Genomic DNA, 16552 nt, shown 5'->3' with positions numbered 1-16552 from the left:
CGGGGTTGAGTGGGGTTCATCCCCAACAATCCCAAACTTATGCTTCGGGTCATCGCGCCCCAAGGAGGAAAAATGGCTGCCTACTGCCAGGTCACCCAGACGGGTCCGCAGTTCGGTCACAATGTGTCGCACGCGCAGAACAAGACCAAGCGTCGCTTTGACCCAAACATCCAGAAGAAGACTTACTTCGTCCCATCCATGGGTCGCAAGGTAACCCTTAACCTGTCAGCTCGCGGCATCAAGGTGATTGACGCTCGCGGCATCGAGTCCGTAGTTGCCGAGCTAGTTGCTCGCGGCGAGAAGATCTAAGGAGTTATAGATGGCCAAGGACAAGGACATCCGTCCAATCATCAAGCTCAAGTCAACCGCCGGTACTGGCTTCACCTACGTGACCAAGAAGAACCGTCGCAACGACCCAGACCGCATGGTCTTGAAGAAGTACGACCCAGTAGTGCGCAAGCACGTTGAATTCCGCGAGGAGCGCTAAGAATGGCAAAGAAGAGCAAGATTGCTCGTAACGAGCAGCGCAAGGTTGTTGTTGAGCGCTACGCAGAGAAGCGCCTAGCCCTGAAGAAGGCGCTAGTTGACCCAAGCTCCACCGCTGAGCAGCGCGAAGAGGCACGTCTAGGTCTTCAGAAGCTTCCTCGTAACGCGAGCCCAGTTCGTGTTCGCAGCCGTGACCTAATCGATGGCCGCCCTCGTGGTGTGCTCTCCAAGTTTGGTGTCAGCCGTGTTCGCTTCCGCAAGATGGCTCACGCAGGTGAGCTTCCAGGTGTGACCAAGTCCAGCTGGTAATCAGTTCTAAATCTGATCCCGCCTAGAGAGTCCAATTGCCTCTCGATGGCGGGATTAGTTTTTCTGCCCCAATCCATTGCATCGCAAGCTCAAGCTCGGCATGCAGATGGGGGGCCATTTCTTTTTCTAGGGTCTTGGTGACCCACTGCTCTTGCCAAAGTGACTGAACAAGCAGCGAACCAGATTTGCGTTCGTGTTTTAGATCTACTCGGCCAACCAGTTGATCGCGGTAAAGAATCGGCAGTGTGTAGTAGCCATACTTGCGCTTCGGTTCTGGGGTGTAGATCTCAATCATGTAGTCAAAATCAAAGATTCTTCTGGTTCGGTCGCGGTGCCAAGTGAGCGGGTCAAACGGATTGAACAAACGAAGTGGTCTTGAGTAATCAAGCCCGCTGGGGTTTTCAAGGGTTTCTGGAAGTGCATACCCGGCTTCAGACCAACCCTCGACCCGCACCTCAACAAGCTCACCACTTTGTAGTAACTGCCTGATGTAGGGGCGAGCTTCGGTCTTATAAAAGCGGAAGTAATCCGCCAGCTCGCCCTCAGTGGCGATGCCCAGTGCCTTTGCCGAGCGACGCATCAATTCCAACTTTTGCTCGGATTCTGTAATGCCCAGGCGAGGCAATTCCACCTGCTCAGGCAGTGCATAGAGCCTTGAGAAGTTCGTTCTTCCCGCACTCACAACCTCACCCGCAAAGTGAAGTCGCTCCAAGATCGTCTTCACCTCGGACCAGCCCCACCAATTGCCGGTTCGCTTATTGGCATCGTGCTCAAATTGGGCGATTGTCATCGGGCCGTTGTTCTTGAGTTCGGCTCGGACCCAACCTGCCAGTTTGTGCTTCGGGGAGAGCACTTCCTTCACCCGATCGCGGCTGCGATATTCATTTCTTCGAAACTCGAATAGTTCCCAGTCCTCGGGCTTGATCAACGCTGCGCAGTGAGCCCAATACTCTCGGTAGCTAGGTGCATTGCCCGCACCAAAGGCCTTTTCTTCAAAATCCTGCAGTGGATATGCGCCAACCCTGGAGAAGGCAGGCATCAGGTGGGCTCTGGCAAAAACGTTAACCGAGTCAATCTGAAATAGGTGCAAGGTGTCGAGGGCCCGATCGATTGATTCGATTGGGCGATGGATGCCAAGCGAGCCCAGCACAATCTCTTTTGCTGCTTGGTTGGTGAGCATTTTTAACCCTCGGCTTGCCTCATGAAAGTGCCCCACAACTCTAATCCGCGTCATTATTGGGCAAGCGGGTTATTGCCTGCTTTGGGCAAATTTGATTCGGTTAGCCCTAGAAAGTCCAAAAAACCGCGTAAATTCAAGGAAAACTCACCCGCAACACGCCGAGTTATGAACGTTGACTTGTTCCCTAGCGCTATAGGTTGATGGAGACATTCCTGTCCCTAGACGTCCAGGAGGACTAAAATGAACAAGAGCGAGCTCGTAGCAGCAGTCGCAAAGCACACCGGCGAGTCACAGGCCGCTGTTGGCCGTGTTATCGACGCAATGTTTGACACCATCGGCGCATCCATCAAGAAGGGTGACAAGGTCACCATTCCTGGTTACCTAAGCGTTGAGAAGGGCCACCGTGCAGCACGCACCGGCCGCAACCCACAGACTGGTGCAACCATCCAGATCGCTGCAGCAGCAACCGTAAAGGTATCTGCAGGTAGCAAGCTAAAGGCTGCTGTTAAGTAACTAAAGCTAAACAACAAGGCGGTGGTCTTCGGGCCACCGCCTTTGTCTTATCCAAAAGGTAGGGTTGAGGAGTGAATAATCGCGCTCGCGGATACATCTATGTGGCTGGTCAGTTTCTTCTGCTAGCCCTTTTGTTCACCGCCCCACGCATGGAAAATCCATACGGTCAATTCACTCCTTTCTTGGGCATCCTCGGCCTTGCAGTGATGGGCGCCGGAATTGCGGTGCTGCTCGCCAGTTTCTTCCGACTGGGAAAGTCACTCACTGCAAACCCAGTCCCCAAGGACGATGCCGAATTGGTTGTCACCGGGCTGTATTCAAAGGTTCGTCACCCGATTTATTTCGGGCTGCTGTTGCTCGGTCTGGGTGTAGTCCTGGATGCGGGCTACTGGCCGCAGATCATCATCTGGATCTTCTTGTACATCCAGCTTTACATCAAGGCCAATTTTGAGGAGTACCTGCTGAAGCAGAAGTACCCAGGCTATGCCGCCTATGCCGCCAAAACTCCAAGGTTTTTCCCGAGGTTTAGGTAATTGACGAAAGACCTGGTTAGACGCTCACTGCTAACGATCGCCCTAGTCGCCCTTGGCGCGATTCTGAGCATCTTTGGAGCGCTGTTGTATGGCGGAGCCGTCGAACCACTCCCCTTCTCAGACCCCGGGCCGGTGGTTCGTTGGGGTAGTCCGCTTGCCAAGCTGATTATGAATCTGAGCATGGCCGTTACGGTCGGTTCACTGGTCTTTTCGGCCTATTCGGCTAACGAAGCAGAACGAAATCAAATTCGACCGGTTGCCGCCTGGGGCGCATCGCTTTGGCTACTTTCGGGCTTCGCCTACTTTGTGCTGACTTATCTTTCGGCCTCTGGCACACAGCTGTCATTCGGGCCTGAGTTCTCCGAGGGGCTCTGGCTATTTGCCACTCAGATCGAACTCGGCGTCCTGTTGGCCTGGAACCTGGTCTTTGCAATGGTGCTGAGCCTCACCACGATTGCCCTTAGCTCACCGCTCTGGGTCGCAATAAACGCAGCGCTAGCAATTGCAGGGCTATACCCGCTTGCGGAATCAGGGCACGCCTCAAGCGATGTCGGTCACGCGGTTGCGGTGAATTCGATGCTGATGCACCTTGTTGGGGTATCGGTGTGGTTGGGCGGGTTGTTTGCTCTCTATGCCGTTTTCTTTTCAGACCAAGAGCGCTCTGGTGAGCTGACCCGTCGCTACTCCACGTTGGCACTCATTAGCTTCATTCTGGTCGCGATATCGGGTTTGACATCGGGATACATAAGGCTCTACCAGCCAGCTGATTTGCTGAGTGAATATGGGCTCATGCTGATCGGAAAGGCAGTTTTGCTGATTGCGCTCGGCGCCTTCGGCGCTCGCCACCGAATCATCCTTGCGGGAAAGTTTGCTGAGCGAGCTAGCGGGTTCTGGCGGCTGGTTGCCTTCGAGCTTTTCGTGATGGGGCTCGCGTTCGGCTTGGGAACAGCCTTGGCCAAGACCCCCACCCCGGTTTCTGATGCTGAGTTTGTGCCACCGACTCCAGCTCAATTGCTCACTGGAGATCCCCTCCCCGAGGAGCTGACCCCACTTAGCTGGATTCGAGTTTGGGACATCGACCCACTTTGGACGACCGTTGTCGGCTTTGGTATCGCTCTTTACCTAATTGGCGTCTATAAGCTCCGTGCCCGTGGTGACAAGTGGTCAGTGGGTAGAACTGCATCTTGGCTTGGCGGCATGCTGCTTCTTTTCTATGTCACCAACGGTGCCCCGAACGCCTACCAGGAGTATCTGTTCTCGGTTCACATGGTTGGCCACATGCTGCTATCGATGTTTGTGCCGGTGCTTCTAGTGCCGGGTGCCCCTGTAACGCTTCTCTCCAGGGTCGCGGCAGCCAGAAAAGATGGCTCGAGAGGTCTTCGTGAGTGGGTGCTGTGGGCAGTTCACACCCCATATGCATGGTTCTTATCGCATCCGCTGTTTGCAGGGTTCAACTTTGCTATCTCACTGGTGTTGTTCTACTACACCCCGGCATTTAGGTGGGCTACTGAGCAGCACCTAGGTCACCAGTGGATGATCGTGCACTTTTTGATTACCGGTTACCTGTTTGTTCAGTCTTTGATCGGCGTGGACCCGCAACCGCACAAGCACGGTTATCCGCTCAAGCTAATGCTGTTGATCGGCACCATGGCCTTCCACGCCTTCTTTGGGCTTGGGTTGATGAATGAGAAGAGCCTGCTATTAGCCGACTGGTTTGGTTCTATGGGACGCACCTGGGGCGAGGATCCACTTTCCGATCAGGCAATTGGCGGAGCGTTTGCCTGGGGTGTGGGTGAGATCCCCACTATCTTGATCACGCTGTATGTGGTGTTTCAGTGGTCGCGTTCAGATGATCGAGAGCGCAAGCGCCTAGACCGGGCTTCTGATCGCACCGGCAACCAAGACCTATCCGACTACAACGAGATGCTAAAGAAACTGAGTGAGCGCTCATGATCATCGAACTGAGTGAAGAACAGCGCAATCTCTTTGACTACATCGAACAAACCGATGCCCACGTATTCGTGACTGGCCGCGCTGGCACTGGAAAGTCCACCCTGCTCTCCCACCTGGTAGCCAATACCGAGAAATCCTTTGCGGTTTGTGCACCAACCGGTGTCGCGGCCTTGAACGTTGGCGGCGTAACGATTCATTCGCTCTTCACCTTCCCACTTGGACTTTTGGGTGAAGTTGATATCGCCAAGCACCTGTCGCGCCGGACTCGCGATGTTCTCAAGGCGTTGGACATGTTGGTGATTGACGAAGTCTCGATGGTTTCGGCTGATCTCATGGATGCGATTGATCGAGCCTTGAGAATTGCCAGGGGCAGGCGCAACCTGCCTTTTGGTGGTGCTCAAGTTGTCATGTTTGGTGATCCTTATCAGCTGGCCCCGGTGCCGCCGCGTGATCCTCAGGAGCGCGCGTATATGGAGGAGAACTATCGCTCTGGCTGGTTCTTTGACGCTCACGTTTTTAGGGATGCGGGCTTAGAGCGTTTTGAGCTCAGTGAAATCTTTAGACAGTCGGACTCGCAGTTCAAAGAAATCTTGAATGCCATCCGCGATGGTTCGGTGACCCAGGAGATGCTCGATCACATAAACCGCGCGGGGAATAGGTTCCCCCCGCATCCCGATGTAATCAAGTTAGCCACCATCAACGAGACCGTGAACTCGGTCAATGCCCAGCGCATGAGTTTGATTCCATCCGAACCAAAGCTTTTCAGGGCCACATATTCCGAGGGTGCTTCAAATGCCTTCGGTAGGGTCTTGCCCGCCGAGACCGAGCTCTACCTAAAGGTTGGGGCTCAGGTGATGTTCATCAAGAATGACGATGGCACCGGTGGTAAGCGATGGGTAAACGGCACCATCGGACACGTAGTTGACCTCAAAAAATCAGGACTCGTGGTAGTCGAAGTTGATGGTGAGGAGTTTGAGGTCGGACCGGCAACCTGGGAAAAGGTTCGCTATGAGGTCGAAGAAGACTTCGACGAGGCCACCGGCAAGGTCAAAGAGGTTCTTGTTCCGATCACTTTGGCCGAATTTAAGCAGATCCCGCTGCGACTGGCTTGGGCTGTGACTGTTCACAAGTCACAGGGTCAAACCTATGACGAGGTTCAAATCGATATGGGTCGAGGAGCATTCTCTCCGGGTCAAACCTATGTGGCACTCTCCAGGGTCAGATCGCTTGATGGCCTCTACCTAACCCGAGCAATCACCATGCGAGATGTGATGGTTGACAGAGATGTGGTCAGGTTTATGTCCGGTGCTAGCTACGACCCGGAGCTTGAAGCCACCAATTCAGAGCATCTGCCACCCTTCTAGCCCAGTAACTCTCGTGGTGACCGGTGTATGGGTAGTGCGCTGCCACAAACTCCTTGTCTGAGGCGTAGCCCTTAGCGGTGAGTCGCTCGATCGCCCGCTCGTGATAAGGCCGATACATCGCATCGAGCTCAAGATCACCTCGGTCAGTCCAGATTCGGTGTGAACCTGCTGGAGGCAGCATCGCGGTCAGTTCATCGACCATGACCTCACCGCCAAAGGGCCAGTGCGTTGAAAAACCAATTGCGGTCCCGAAGATGCCTGGTCGCTTGGCGAGGGTGTAGAACGAGATCAGGCCACCCATTGAAGCGCCCATCACGGCTGTGCGGTCCGCGCTGTGCTGAATGCAATAACGTTCAAGAGCAAAAGGCAAGATGGCATCAGACAGCAGCGATACGTAGGAGTCCGCAAAGCCTGGACCGCGAAGTTTCCTAAAGTCCTCGGGGAGTGCGTCCCAGAACTCTGGGTGATCATCCAAGATCTCCTGCGGAGCAAGTTCCCGCAACCGGGTCTCATCGCTCAGTCCCCAGACTGCGATTACCAATGGCTGCTCTCCGCGAACCTCTTCCCGGATCGCGGTCAACACCTCCCAGGTCTTGCCGGTGAAGGAGTCTTTCTCATCAAAAATGTTTCGGCCATCGTGCATTATCAACACCGGAGTCTTGGAGTTGAGCGTTTTCGGAGACCAGATATCAACTAGGTGGTCATCAAACTCAAAGCGCTCGAGCTTGCCTGAGGCGAGTCTTTGCTCGCGAAGTTTGCGCTCTCTAAACGCCATGAAAAGCGGAAGGGTGAAGGCAAGGGCCGTGATTGAGGAAATTAGAAAGTAGAGCCAGACCCGCTTCATGCCGAGTTTTCTGGATTCGTAGATCATCCAGGCGGCAACCGTGATTGCCACAATGCTTAGATCAACCGATAGAACCAGGTCGACGGTGGAGCCAAACCAAGCCTTCAGATAGTCGGCATTTTCAAAGACCGCGAGGGCATTTAGCCACCAAGCGGTGATTAGACCAGCAGCGGCCAAAACAAAATAGAAGCGCTCTCTGGCAATTGAAGCTTTCAACATCAGATACCAAGTCCCTTTCTGATTGCGGTGAGCTTATTTATCTCATCGGGTGAAATTGGCAAACCTGCTGCTAGGTCCAATAATCCGCTCGCGCATTCATCGCCCGGAAGCAGCTGGAGAGCGGAGATGTCTGAGGCCAGGTTCGGGTAATCCTTTTCGAAACGCCTGAAGGCATTTAGTGAATCGGCACGGGATTGAGCGACGGGTTTGTAGTGCCGAATCAACTTGATGAGCTTCTCAACCGCATAGCTCTTGAGGTGTTGCTCAGCGGCAATCACCTCGCCCCTGCGATAGCGACCTAGCCCAATCTGAATCAGGGCCAATAAGAGTTCAAATTCGGCAAGCGGGTCAATGGCTCTTGGCAACGATCGCTTGGCAATCGCGGCCATGCGCTCAGCAATGTTTGATCTATCCAAGGCCACCGCGTAGTCGTTCGCTGAGGCGAGCTCAAGCTCATCATCTTCGAAAACTGCAAACTCTAAAAGTCTGAGGTCTTTATAAACGATCTTGAGTCCATGGGCTGTCTCGCGCGGGGCCAAGAGAATATCGGTGTGGTTTGGGAGCCAATCGAGGTTCTTGCGATAGCTCTCGCCAACGCCTTTTTTGACAATCAGGAAGAAGTCGTGGTCGGAGTGTTCGTCAGCCCGCTCCGTTGCTGCCGAACTACCCAAGAAGACCAAGCCCAACACATCGTCGCGATGCTCGACTCTAGAGAGCAGCGTGGCTTGAAACCTGAGGAATGCGTCGACGGATTGGCTCATGTGTTCAAAGCTAACCGATAACCTTTTGACATGTTGCTATCAGATCGCGATATCCGCGCCCAGATCGAGTCTGGCCGCATCGGCCTTGACCCGCTGAACATCGAACTCATCCAGCCTTCGAGCATGGATGTTCGACTGGATCGCTTCTTCCGCCTGTTCGATAACCACAAATATCCGTTTATCGACCCAAGGGAGCAGCAAGACGATCTGACTCGCTTCGTTGAGGTGGCCTCGGATGAGCCATTCATACTCCACCCGGGTGAATTTGTACTGGGTTCGACCTATGAGTTTGTCTCGCTGCCAGACGACATCGCTGCTCGCCTAGAGGGCAAGTCATCCCTTGGAAGACTGGGCCTGCTAACTCACTCCACCGCAGGTTTTGTTGACCCTGGTTTCCGCGGTCACGTAACGCTGGAGCTTTCCAACACCGCCACCTTGCCCATCAAGCTTTGGCCTGGCATGAAGATTGGTCAGCTTTGCTTCTTCCAGCTCTCCTCGGCAAGCGAAAACCCATACGGATCTGCAAAGTATGGATCCAGGTATCAAGGTCAACGCGGACCTACCGCATCCCGCAGCTACCTGAATTTCCACATCACGGATGTGGGTAACGCCCCACTAGAGAAATAGCCTGCGAGCTTTTCTCAGCGCTTGAGCATCCACTTTTCTCAGGGCGTAGTTGTCGGCAGCTAGTTCACAAAGTCGTTGCAGTTCATAGTCAAAAACTCGAGAAACCAAGAACCAAGGTGCAAGAGTCAGCGCAAAGGCACTGATAGCCCTCAGCCTTGAATGACCAAGTCTCAGGTGCCCTAGCTCGTGCCACAAAACAGCCTGCTTTTGCTCAATCGGCAGCCTCAGCGCTGCGGTTGAGAGGAAAATCTGATTAGTTTGTGCCAAAGCGAAGTAGCCGGGTAGCGACAGCTCCCTCACCAAAGCGCCTTCGAATCTCTCCGAGTGATTGGTGGCCAGCAAATCAAGATCCAAATCCTGTGCCTTTGCCTCAAAATAGGGCGCTAAGCGCAGGTTTGTGATTGCCAGCAATACCCCGCCAAACCCAAGCAGCAACCAAGGAGCAAAGCTAACGGCCAGGGTTTCCAGTAAACCCCCACCACTTTGGAGCTCGAAATAGCTTTGGAAAATAAAGCCAACTGCGATAACCACCGCCGACACCGTTGCGGCAATAGCGATGAAAAACAAGAAAAACCAGGTCAGTATGCCCAGGTTTGGAGCTGCTTGGAAGCGACCGCTTAGCGATAACGGGGCGGCGCTGGAAATTAGTAGCACCAACTCAACAAGGAGCAAAATACCAATTAGCTGAGAATCCATTACCGCCCCTCTCGAGGCGAGTTTAGATGACTTAGGATTTCCGACATGCGTGCTTTGAAGACTCTGATTTTGCTACCGCTAGCACTGATTTTGAGTGCCTGCTCGGTTTTTAACCCGAACCCAACCATTTCCCAAAGCACATCCGTCAGTGCGAATGAGGTCATGTTTGCTCAGATGATGATCCCGCACCACGAGCAGGCCCTGGAGATGGCCGCCATGGTCTCGGACAGAACCGAAAATCCAGAGATTCGAGCGCTCGCCGCAGAGATTTTCAATGCCCAACAACCCGAGATTGATCTGATGCAGAGCTGGATTGATGAATACGGCGATGTTGGCATGGATCACTCTGGTCACTCCATGGGTGGAATGCTCTCAGAGGACGAGCTGCTTACCCTCAAACAATCGACCGGAGCGGAATTTGAGAAGCTATTTCTCACCGGCATGATCGCCCACCACGAAGGTGCGTTGGATATGGCCGATATGCTCTCCAACTCCAACTACCCGCCAGCACAAAAGCTCAGAGCCGAGATCATTGAGGTTCAGCAGGCCGAGATCGACCTCATGAAGAAGCTGTTGGAAAACTACTGATCCAGAGCTTTTCTAAGCTGCTCCAGCTGTTTAGCCGATAGGCCACCGGCAAAGTGAGAGAACACCAAAGCTGGGTTTGACTGACCCATGGCATCAAGCAGCAACTTAGCAGTGTGCTCTTCGCGCGAGAGCACTGCCTTGAAGATCAGGGTTCGCCCGTTCCCGGGAAAACGCGTGACCAAACCCTTGTCGGTGAGCCTTGATAGCACCGTCAGCACGGTGGTTATGGCGAGCGAGTCATCACCTAAAAGCGCAAGGATTTGCTGGGAGCTAAGCCCATCTGGTCGATCCCACAGGCAGCCCAGCACCTCGGCTTCGAGTTCACCCTGTTTGCGCTTGGACATGACGCAATTCTACGTTGTGTAGAGCTTAGTTTTGTGGGTCTGTGATAACCGGTAGGGATTCGGTCTTGGGTTCAGGCCCTGGAGAGCGCTTGATCACAATCGCAATCACGACCGCTGCAATCAGAACAATGAGCCCGCAGATAAACACCGTGATTCGAACTCCGAAGTTTTCGGCGAACCAACCAATGGCCGGCGAACCAATCGGGGTTCCACCCATAAAGATCATTAGGTAGATGCCCATGACCCTACCTCTAAGGGTTGGCTCGCAGTTGGTTTGGACAAATGAGTTGGCACCAATCAGCATCATCAGAGCCATGCCACCAACAAAAGGCAAAATTGCAGCAAAGCTGCCATAGCTAGGCATCCAGGCCGTGACCATCAAAAGCGAGCCAAAGCCCATGCCAAAGCGCATTACCCACTTTGGAACCCTGAGGTGTTCAAGCTTGGCTGAGACCAGAACTCCTGTGAAGGAACCAATGGCCAGGATGCTGCCCAAGATTCCAAACTCGGCTGGGCCCTTGCCAAACTCTTGAGTGGCCATCACGGCCATGAAGATCTGAAAGTTCAAACCAAAGGTGGTGGCAAAAAAGACCGCGATCATCACCAAGCGGATCTCAGTGTGGGAGAGGACGTAGTTCACTGCCTCCTTGAGCTTTGCACTGCGCTCAGGCTTCACCGAGATAAAGAGCTCACCCTTTCGAATCATCAACAGACTGATCACCACCGCTAGGTAGGTGAAGGAATTGATTACGAAGGAGAGCCCTGTACCGAAGAGCACGATCAAAAAGCCAGAAGCGGCGGGTCCAATCAGTCGACCAGCATTGAAGTTTGCGCTGTTGAGGCTGATTGCGCTTGGGATGTCTTTTTGCCCAACCAGCTCCGAGTTGAAACTTGTTCTAACCGGAGCATCCAAGGCCGAGAAGACACCAACTGTGAAGGCCAATAGTGCAACATGCCAAACCTGAACTTGGCCACTTAGCACCAAAAGCCCCAGGGTCAAAGAACCAAGTCCTGCGCCAACGTTGGTGATCACCAGAAGGCTGCGCTTATCAAAGCGGTCAGCCAAGACCCCGCCATAGAGACTCAACAGCAGAGAGGGTAGGAACTGCAGGGCGGTAATGATGCCCAAAAGCTGTGCCGAGTTGGTTAGTTCAAGGACTAGCCAGTCTTGCGCGATGCGCTGCGCCCAAGTCCCGATGTTGGACAGCACGTTGGCGGGGAACAAAACCCGGTAATTGCGATGCCCAAACGCTCGGAACGCACTTGGCTTAGACACCACACAAGCGTAAACCTAAGTTTTGCCTTTGCTTTACCTAGTCGTTTATGACCTGCGGAGTTGGACTGACCCTTGCTAGAAGCAGAATGCCAACTACCAGAACCAACATCAGACCCAAGATGCCGTAAACGGTGGCCTGGGCGTTACCAATACCGGCAGAAAGTGCAATTGAAATCGCGGTTGTCCAAAGAAGTGGACTTAGGAAGCTGACTGCTCTTCCAGTTGTCATGTAGAGGCCGAATACCTCACCCTCACGCCCTGCCGGAGTGAACTTGGCGACAAACGATCTGGATGCAGCTTGGGCTGGACCAACAAACAAGGTCAGTGCCAAACCACCGATCCAATAGGTGATTGGTCCGGCGCTCGCGAATGCGAAGACACCGAAACCCGCAACTGTTAGTCCAAGTAACGAAACCATGATGGTCATCTTGCCGCCGACCTTGTCGTCCAGGAAGCCACCGATGGCTGCACCGATACCGGCCATGAGGTTAGCTGCAATACCAAAAATGATCACTTCAGCCAGCTCAAAACCAAATGCGAGCGAACCCAGAGCACCACCGAAAGCAAAGACACCTGAGAGTCCGTCGCGGTAAATGGCGGATGAGATCAAAAACTTGAAAGTCTCTGGAGCCTGTTTGCGCAGCGACTTTAGCTGAGACCAGAGCTTGAAATAGCTCTCAATGATGTTCTCTTTTTCTAGGTTCTCCTTGGCCTTGACCTCAGGCACGGTAATGAAGAGCGGGATTGAGAACACTAGAAGCCAGATTGCGCTGAAGAGGAAGACCGCTCTTACGTTGAGCGCATCCTCGGTTGGGATGCCAAACCAAGGGGTATCTGTTTGGACAAAGCCCACAAGTGAGACGAGCAGCAGGATGATGCCGCCGACATATCCCAGGCCCCAGGCGAATCCAGAAACCTTGCCGATGTTGTTTTCGGTCGAGACCTGCTTGAGCATCGCGTAGTAGTTGATAAAGGCAATCTCCTGCACAAAACCACCAAAGCTAAAGATGATGAGCCCAAGCCAGAGCATCTCTGGGGTTGGGGCTATAAAGAACAGTGATGCCATCACGCCGGATAAAACCAAGGTGTTTATTAGAAGCCAGAGCTTTCTGCGGCCCTGCTCATCAGACCTTCTACCGAATACCGGGGCAACCAGTGCAACCGCGATACCTGCAATGGTTGCCGCTAGGCCTAGTGCGCGGGAGGTGTCTTCTTCCGGACCAAAGGCCGAGGAGGTGATGTAGATCGGGAAGATGAATGTCGAAAAGATGGTCGGGAAGGGTTGTTCTGCCCAGTCCCAAAGGGCCCAAGCAAAGGTTCCACGTGGCTTTTTCGATGCAACTGCACTGTCGGTCATGGCCTGAGATTACTCCCCAAAGGCCAAATTCTTATGACCTAAATGCAAATGTTTATCTCACCGATAACCTTGCCGCCGCCCAGGACCTGCATGGTGTCCTCGGCCTCGATTGATTGTCGCTGAGCGGCATCGATCAGCTGGTGCTCGTAAAGCATGGCGGCCGTCACCTTGAGTGCGGTGCGCAGCGAACCGTCGGCAAACTTGATTGCACCTGAGAAACCCTCTCGGGAGACAAATGTGAAGACTCCTTCAGCGCCCAATTTGGAGAAGATGCCGTGCTTCATCAAAAGTGCATCTGGAGTGCTCTCATCACCAATCAGATGCGGACTGGAAAGCCCGGCTTCGAAAAGCTCTGGGTCCAAACTGGGCAGTTTTGATAGCGCTCTGGCTAGTGCTGTGGTCGACATGGCAAAAAGTGGAGCGCCGCAGCCATCAACCGTGGTCTTACCGATTTCTTCCCCGCTTGTTTCAACAATCAAGTTCCTGACCGCGAGCTGCACTGGGTGGTTAGGGTCCAGGTAGTTGGCGGTTGGTAGGTGGTTGATTTTGGCGGTAGCCAAAAAGCCGGCGTGCTTGCCCGAGCAGTTCATAAAGACTCGGGACTCTGCGGTGGCTACTGATTTTGCTGCGGGATTCCAAGGCCAAGCGCTAGGGCAAGCCAAATCCAGCTCGGAGATGCCGTGATCGGAGAGCAGCTGCCTAACCAAGGCCACCTGTGTCTTCGTGGCATAGTGCGAAGCCATGGAGATCACGGCTTGCTCTGCAGAGGTCCTAAGTCCCAACCTTCGCATCGCCATCGCCTGAACTGGCTTGAGTGCGGACCTTGGGTAAATCAGTGCCGCCGCATCGCCCCAGGTTTCTAGAACCTCACCCGATGGCGACACTAGCGAGGCCGTGCCAAGGTGGAATGACTCGTTTAGGCCATCGCGTCGGATGATTGCAAGCGGTACCAGGCCCTCAGCGGTGAGTTCGTGCATGAGAACCAGACTAGTGAGATTGCAAAGTTGAGTCATTCACACTCAACTTTCAGGAATGGATTCTTGACATCCTGGTTTTCTTATTTGAAACTTGAGCGCAGGTGACTCAACTTTGAGACACGAACAGGATTTAGAAGAAGGAGAAAACAATGGGTAGAGCAGTAGGTATTGACCTAGGTACCACCAACAGCGCGGTAACCGTGCTGGAGGCAGGAGAGCCAAAGGTAATCGCAAACGCCGAAGGATTCCGCACCACCCCGTCGGTGGTCGCATTCACCAAGGATGGCAACATCCTGGTTGGTGAGACCGCAAAGCGTCAGGCAGTAACCAACGTTGACCGCACCGTATCTTCGGTGAAGCGTCACATGGGAACCAGCTGGAAGTTCAAGGTTGACGAGAAGGAATACACCCCTCAGGAGATCTCAGCTCGCATTCTGATGAAGCTGAAGCGTGATTCCGAGACCTACCTGGGTGAAAGCGTCACCGACGCAGTAATCACCGTGCCTGCATATTTCAACGATGCAGAGCGTCAGGCAACCAAGGAGGCCGGTGAGATTGCTGGTCTAAACGTGCTCCGCATCATCAACGAGCCAACCGCCGCAGCCCTCGCATACGGGCTAGACAAGGGCAAGGAAGACGAGCTCATTCTCGTGTTTGACCTTGGTGGTGGAACCTTCGACGTTTCACTACTTGAGGTCGGCAAGGACGATGACTTCTCAACAATTCAGGTTCGCTCCACCTCCGGTGACAACCGTCTAGGTGGTGATGACTGGGACCAGCGCCTAGTTGACCACCTGGTTAAGAAGTTCAAGGAGACCACCGGTGTTGATGTTGCAAACGACAAGATTGCACTTCAGCGTCTGAAGGAGGCTGCCGAGCAGGCCAAGAAGGAACTGAGCCAGTCAACCTCAACCCAGGTTCAGCTGCCATACCTATCTCTCACCGAGTCCGGACCCGCAAATCTAGACGAAACCGTGACCCGTGCTCAGTTCGAGGACCTGACCCGCGACCTACTAGAGCGCACTCGCAAGCCATTCGAGGATGTAATCAAGGAGGCTGGAGTAAAGGTTTCCGACATCGCTCACGTGGTTTTGGTTGGTGGTTCAACCCGTATGCCAGCAGTTTCCGAGCTTGTGAAGAGCCTGCTGGGCGGCAAGGAGCCAAACAAGGGCGTAAACCCTGATGAGGTCGTATCCGTCGGTGCTGCCCTGCAAGCCGGTGTGATCAAGGGTGAGCGCAAGGATGTGCTACTGATCGACGTAACCCCATTGTCACTTGGTATCGAAACCAAGGGTGGCATCATGACCAAGCTGATCGAGCGCAACACCGCGATCCCAACCAAGCGCAGCGAGATCTTCACCACCGCAGATGACAATCAGCCAAGCGTTTCAATTCAGGTGTTCCAGGGTGAGCGTGAGTTCACTCGTGACAACAAGTCACTGGGTAACTTCGAACTAACCGGTATCGCCCCTGCCCCACGCGGTATCCCACAGATTGAGGTCACTTTCGATATCGATGCCAACGGTATTGTGCACGTTTCCGCAAAGGACAAGGGCACCGGCAAGGAGCAGTCCATGACTATCACCGGTGGATCCTCACTATCTGAGGAAGACATCGCCCGCATGGTCAAGGATGCCGAGGAGCACGCCGCTGAAGACAAGAAGCGTCGTGAAGAGGCAGAACTTCGCAACCAGGCTGAGCAGCTTGCCTACTCAACCGACAAGCTCATCAAGGACAACCAGGACAAGCTCCCAGAAGAGGTCAAGACCGAGGTTCAGGCCGATGTCGATGCTCTGAAGGCGGCGCTCGCTGGAGAAGATATCGAAGCTGTCAAGTCCGCGCAGGAGAAGCTAATGGCCTCTCAGCAGAAGCTCGGTGAGGCCATCTATGCGGCAGCACCTGCCGAGGGCGAGGCTCAGCCAGAGGCAAATGCTGAAGACGTAGTTGACGCCGAGGTTGTCGACGACGAGAACGAGGACAAGAAGTAATGACCGAGGCACACAACGACCCTCAGCACCACGAGGGCGATCAGGCCGAGGAAATGGTCGAGGAAGGTGCTCCGGTCCAAGAGACCGAGAGCACTGACCCGATCGACCGTGAGCTGGAGATCTTCCAAGATCTCCAGCGCCTGCAGGCCGATTTTGTGAACTACAAGGCTCGAGTCGATCGTGATCGTGGCGTGGAAAGACAGCTTGCTGTTGCCGACACCGTGAGAGCGTTTCTGCCAGCCCTGGATGATCTAACCCGCGCTGAGCAGCACGGCGATCTGCAGGAGGGAACCCCGATGGCAGCGATTGCCCAGAAGCTGAGAACCGCTGGCGAGAAGCTGGGCCTTGTGGCCTTTGGCGAGAAGGGTGAGAAATTTGACCCCGAGCACCACGATGCCTTGGTTCAGACCCCTAACCCCGAGGTCAGCGAACCAGTAGTTGCAGATGTGGTTGAGAAGGGCTACCGAATCGGCGAGCGCATGCTGCGCCCGGCCAAGGTAGCGGTATTTGTTCCAAGCGAGTAGTTCGAAAGGAGTG

19 protein-coding genes are annotated in these 16552 nt (G+C 54.0%); 11 read left to right on the top strand and 8 right to left on the bottom strand.

Features of this window, described 5'->3' with window-relative positions; genetic code table 11:
- Positions 1–72: 72 nt before the first annotated feature.
- The 3 genes from rpmB to rpsN are packed head-to-tail and all read left to right on the top strand — an operon-like array spanning position 73 to position 795.
- Positions 73–309: a 50S ribosomal protein L28 gene (rpmB, locus tag OO713_RS07050; protein WP_264785483.1), complete on the top strand. Its 237-nt coding sequence runs from the start codon at positions 73–75 to the stop codon at positions 307–309.
- Positions 310–319: 10 nt separating this feature from the next.
- Positions 320–487 (top strand): 50S ribosomal protein L33, encoded by a 168-nt coding sequence (gene rpmG / locus OO713_RS07045; protein ID WP_264785482.1) that lies wholly within the window; start codon positions 320–322, stop codon positions 485–487.
- Between the two features lie 2 nt (positions 488–489).
- Positions 490–795 carry a 30S ribosomal protein S14 gene (rpsN, locus tag OO713_RS07040; protein ID WP_264785481.1) on the top strand — a complete coding sequence of 102 codons (306 nt, stop codon included), beginning with the start codon at positions 490–492 and terminating at the stop codon, positions 793–795.
- Between the two features lie 22 nt (positions 796–817).
- Here rpsN and OO713_RS07035 read toward each other — a convergent pair whose 3' ends face one another.
- Positions 818–1975, bottom strand: a complete 1158-nt coding sequence (locus OO713_RS07035) for a crosslink repair DNA glycosylase YcaQ family protein (protein ID WP_264785480.1) — start codon at positions 1973–1975, stop codon at positions 818–820.
- A gap of 240 nt (positions 1976–2215) precedes the next feature.
- Between OO713_RS07035 and OO713_RS07030 the strand changes: the two genes are divergently transcribed.
- The 4 genes from OO713_RS07030 to OO713_RS07015 all read left to right on the top strand — a co-directional run bounded on the left by OO713_RS07030 (position 2216) and on the right by OO713_RS07015 (position 6338).
- Positions 2216–2488, top strand: a complete 273-nt coding sequence (locus OO713_RS07030; RefSeq protein ID WP_264785478.1) for an HU family DNA-binding protein — start codon at positions 2216–2218, stop codon at positions 2486–2488.
- A 71-nt stretch (positions 2489–2559) separates the two neighbouring features.
- Positions 2560–3021 carry an isoprenylcysteine carboxylmethyltransferase family protein gene (locus tag OO713_RS07025; protein WP_264785476.1) on the top strand — a complete coding sequence of 154 codons (462 nt, stop codon included), beginning with the start codon at positions 2560–2562 and terminating at the stop codon, positions 3019–3021.
- On the top strand, positions 3022–4974 hold the full coding sequence (locus OO713_RS07020) for a bifunctional copper resistance protein CopD/cytochrome c oxidase assembly protein (protein WP_264785474.1): 1953 nt from the start codon (positions 3022–3024) through the stop codon (positions 4972–4974).
- Complete coding sequence (locus OO713_RS07015; RefSeq protein WP_264785473.1) at positions 4971–6338, top strand: DEAD/DEAH box helicase; 1368 nt, start codon at positions 4971–4973, stop codon at positions 6336–6338. Before OO713_RS07020 ends, OO713_RS07015 begins: the two co-directional genes overlap by 4 nt.
- Here the strand turns inward: OO713_RS07015 and OO713_RS07010 are convergent.
- Positions 6283–7401 carry a DUF2834 domain-containing protein gene (locus OO713_RS07010; RefSeq protein WP_264785472.1) on the bottom strand — a complete coding sequence of 373 codons (1119 nt, stop codon included), beginning with the start codon at positions 7399–7401 and terminating at the stop codon, positions 6283–6285. The genes OO713_RS07015 and OO713_RS07010 overlap by 56 nt on opposite strands.
- Positions 7401–8162, bottom strand: coding sequence for a hypothetical protein (locus OO713_RS07005; RefSeq protein ID WP_264785470.1), 762 nt, complete (start codon positions 8160–8162; stop codon positions 7401–7403). The genes OO713_RS07010 and OO713_RS07005 overlap by 1 nt, the downstream gene beginning before the upstream one ends.
- Positions 8163–8192: 30 nt before the next feature.
- Here OO713_RS07005 and dcd point away from each other — a divergent pair, with 30 nt between their 5' ends.
- The gene (gene dcd, locus OO713_RS07000; protein WP_264785469.1) at positions 8193–8789 is read left to right on the top strand and encodes a dCTP deaminase; all 597 of its coding nucleotides are present in this window, start codon (positions 8193–8195) and stop codon (positions 8787–8789) included.
- Here dcd and OO713_RS06995 read toward each other — a convergent pair.
- Positions 8778–9485 (bottom strand): hypothetical protein, encoded by a 708-nt coding sequence (locus OO713_RS06995; RefSeq protein ID WP_264785468.1) that lies wholly within the window; start codon positions 9483–9485, stop codon positions 8778–8780. The genes dcd and OO713_RS06995 overlap by 12 nt on opposite strands.
- 45 nt (positions 9486–9530) lie before the next feature.
- Between OO713_RS06995 and OO713_RS06990 the strand changes: the two genes are divergently transcribed.
- Entirely contained in the window at positions 9531–10073 is a 543-nt protein-coding gene (locus OO713_RS06990; protein ID WP_264785467.1) for a DUF305 domain-containing protein, read from the top strand.
- Here the strand turns inward: OO713_RS06990 and OO713_RS06985 are convergent.
- From OO713_RS06985 to OO713_RS06970, 4 genes are read right to left on the bottom strand one after another with little or no spacing between them, the layout of a single operon-like run.
- A complete protein-coding gene (locus OO713_RS06985; RefSeq protein ID WP_264785466.1) occupies positions 10067–10417 on the bottom strand; it encodes a BlaI/MecI/CopY family transcriptional regulator in 351 nt (116 codons plus the stop codon). The genes OO713_RS06990 and OO713_RS06985 overlap by 7 nt on opposite strands.
- A gap of 25 nt (positions 10418–10442) precedes the next feature.
- Complete coding sequence (locus OO713_RS06980) at positions 10443–11693, bottom strand: MFS transporter (RefSeq protein ID WP_264785465.1); 1251 nt, start codon at positions 11691–11693, stop codon at positions 10443–10445.
- 37 nt (positions 11694–11730) lie between these two features.
- Complete coding sequence (locus OO713_RS06975; protein ID WP_264785464.1) at positions 11731–13050, bottom strand: MFS transporter; 1320 nt, start codon at positions 13048–13050, stop codon at positions 11731–11733.
- Between the two features lie 38 nt (positions 13051–13088).
- Positions 13089–14027: an asparaginase gene (locus OO713_RS06970; RefSeq protein WP_264785463.1), complete on the bottom strand. Its 939-nt coding sequence runs from the start codon at positions 14025–14027 to the stop codon at positions 13089–13091.
- Between the two features lie 149 nt (positions 14028–14176).
- Here OO713_RS06970 and dnaK point away from each other — a divergent pair, with 149 nt between their 5' ends.
- Together dnaK and grpE are read left to right on the top strand one after the other, a co-directional pair.
- Complete coding sequence (gene dnaK / locus OO713_RS06965) at positions 14177–16015, top strand: molecular chaperone DnaK (protein ID WP_264785462.1); 1839 nt, start codon at positions 14177–14179, stop codon at positions 16013–16015.
- Complete coding sequence (grpE, locus tag OO713_RS06960) at positions 16015–16539, top strand: nucleotide exchange factor GrpE (protein WP_264785461.1); 525 nt, start codon at positions 16015–16017, stop codon at positions 16537–16539. Before dnaK ends, grpE begins: the two co-directional genes overlap by 1 nt.
- Positions 16540–16552 lie beyond the last annotated feature (13 nt).

The sequence above is a fragment of the Aquiluna sp. KACHI24 genome (assembly GCF_025997915.1).
GTDB lineage: Bacteria > Actinomycetota > Actinomycetes > Actinomycetales > Microbacteriaceae > Aquiluna.
This window is presented reverse-complemented; position numbering and strand designations above follow the sequence as displayed.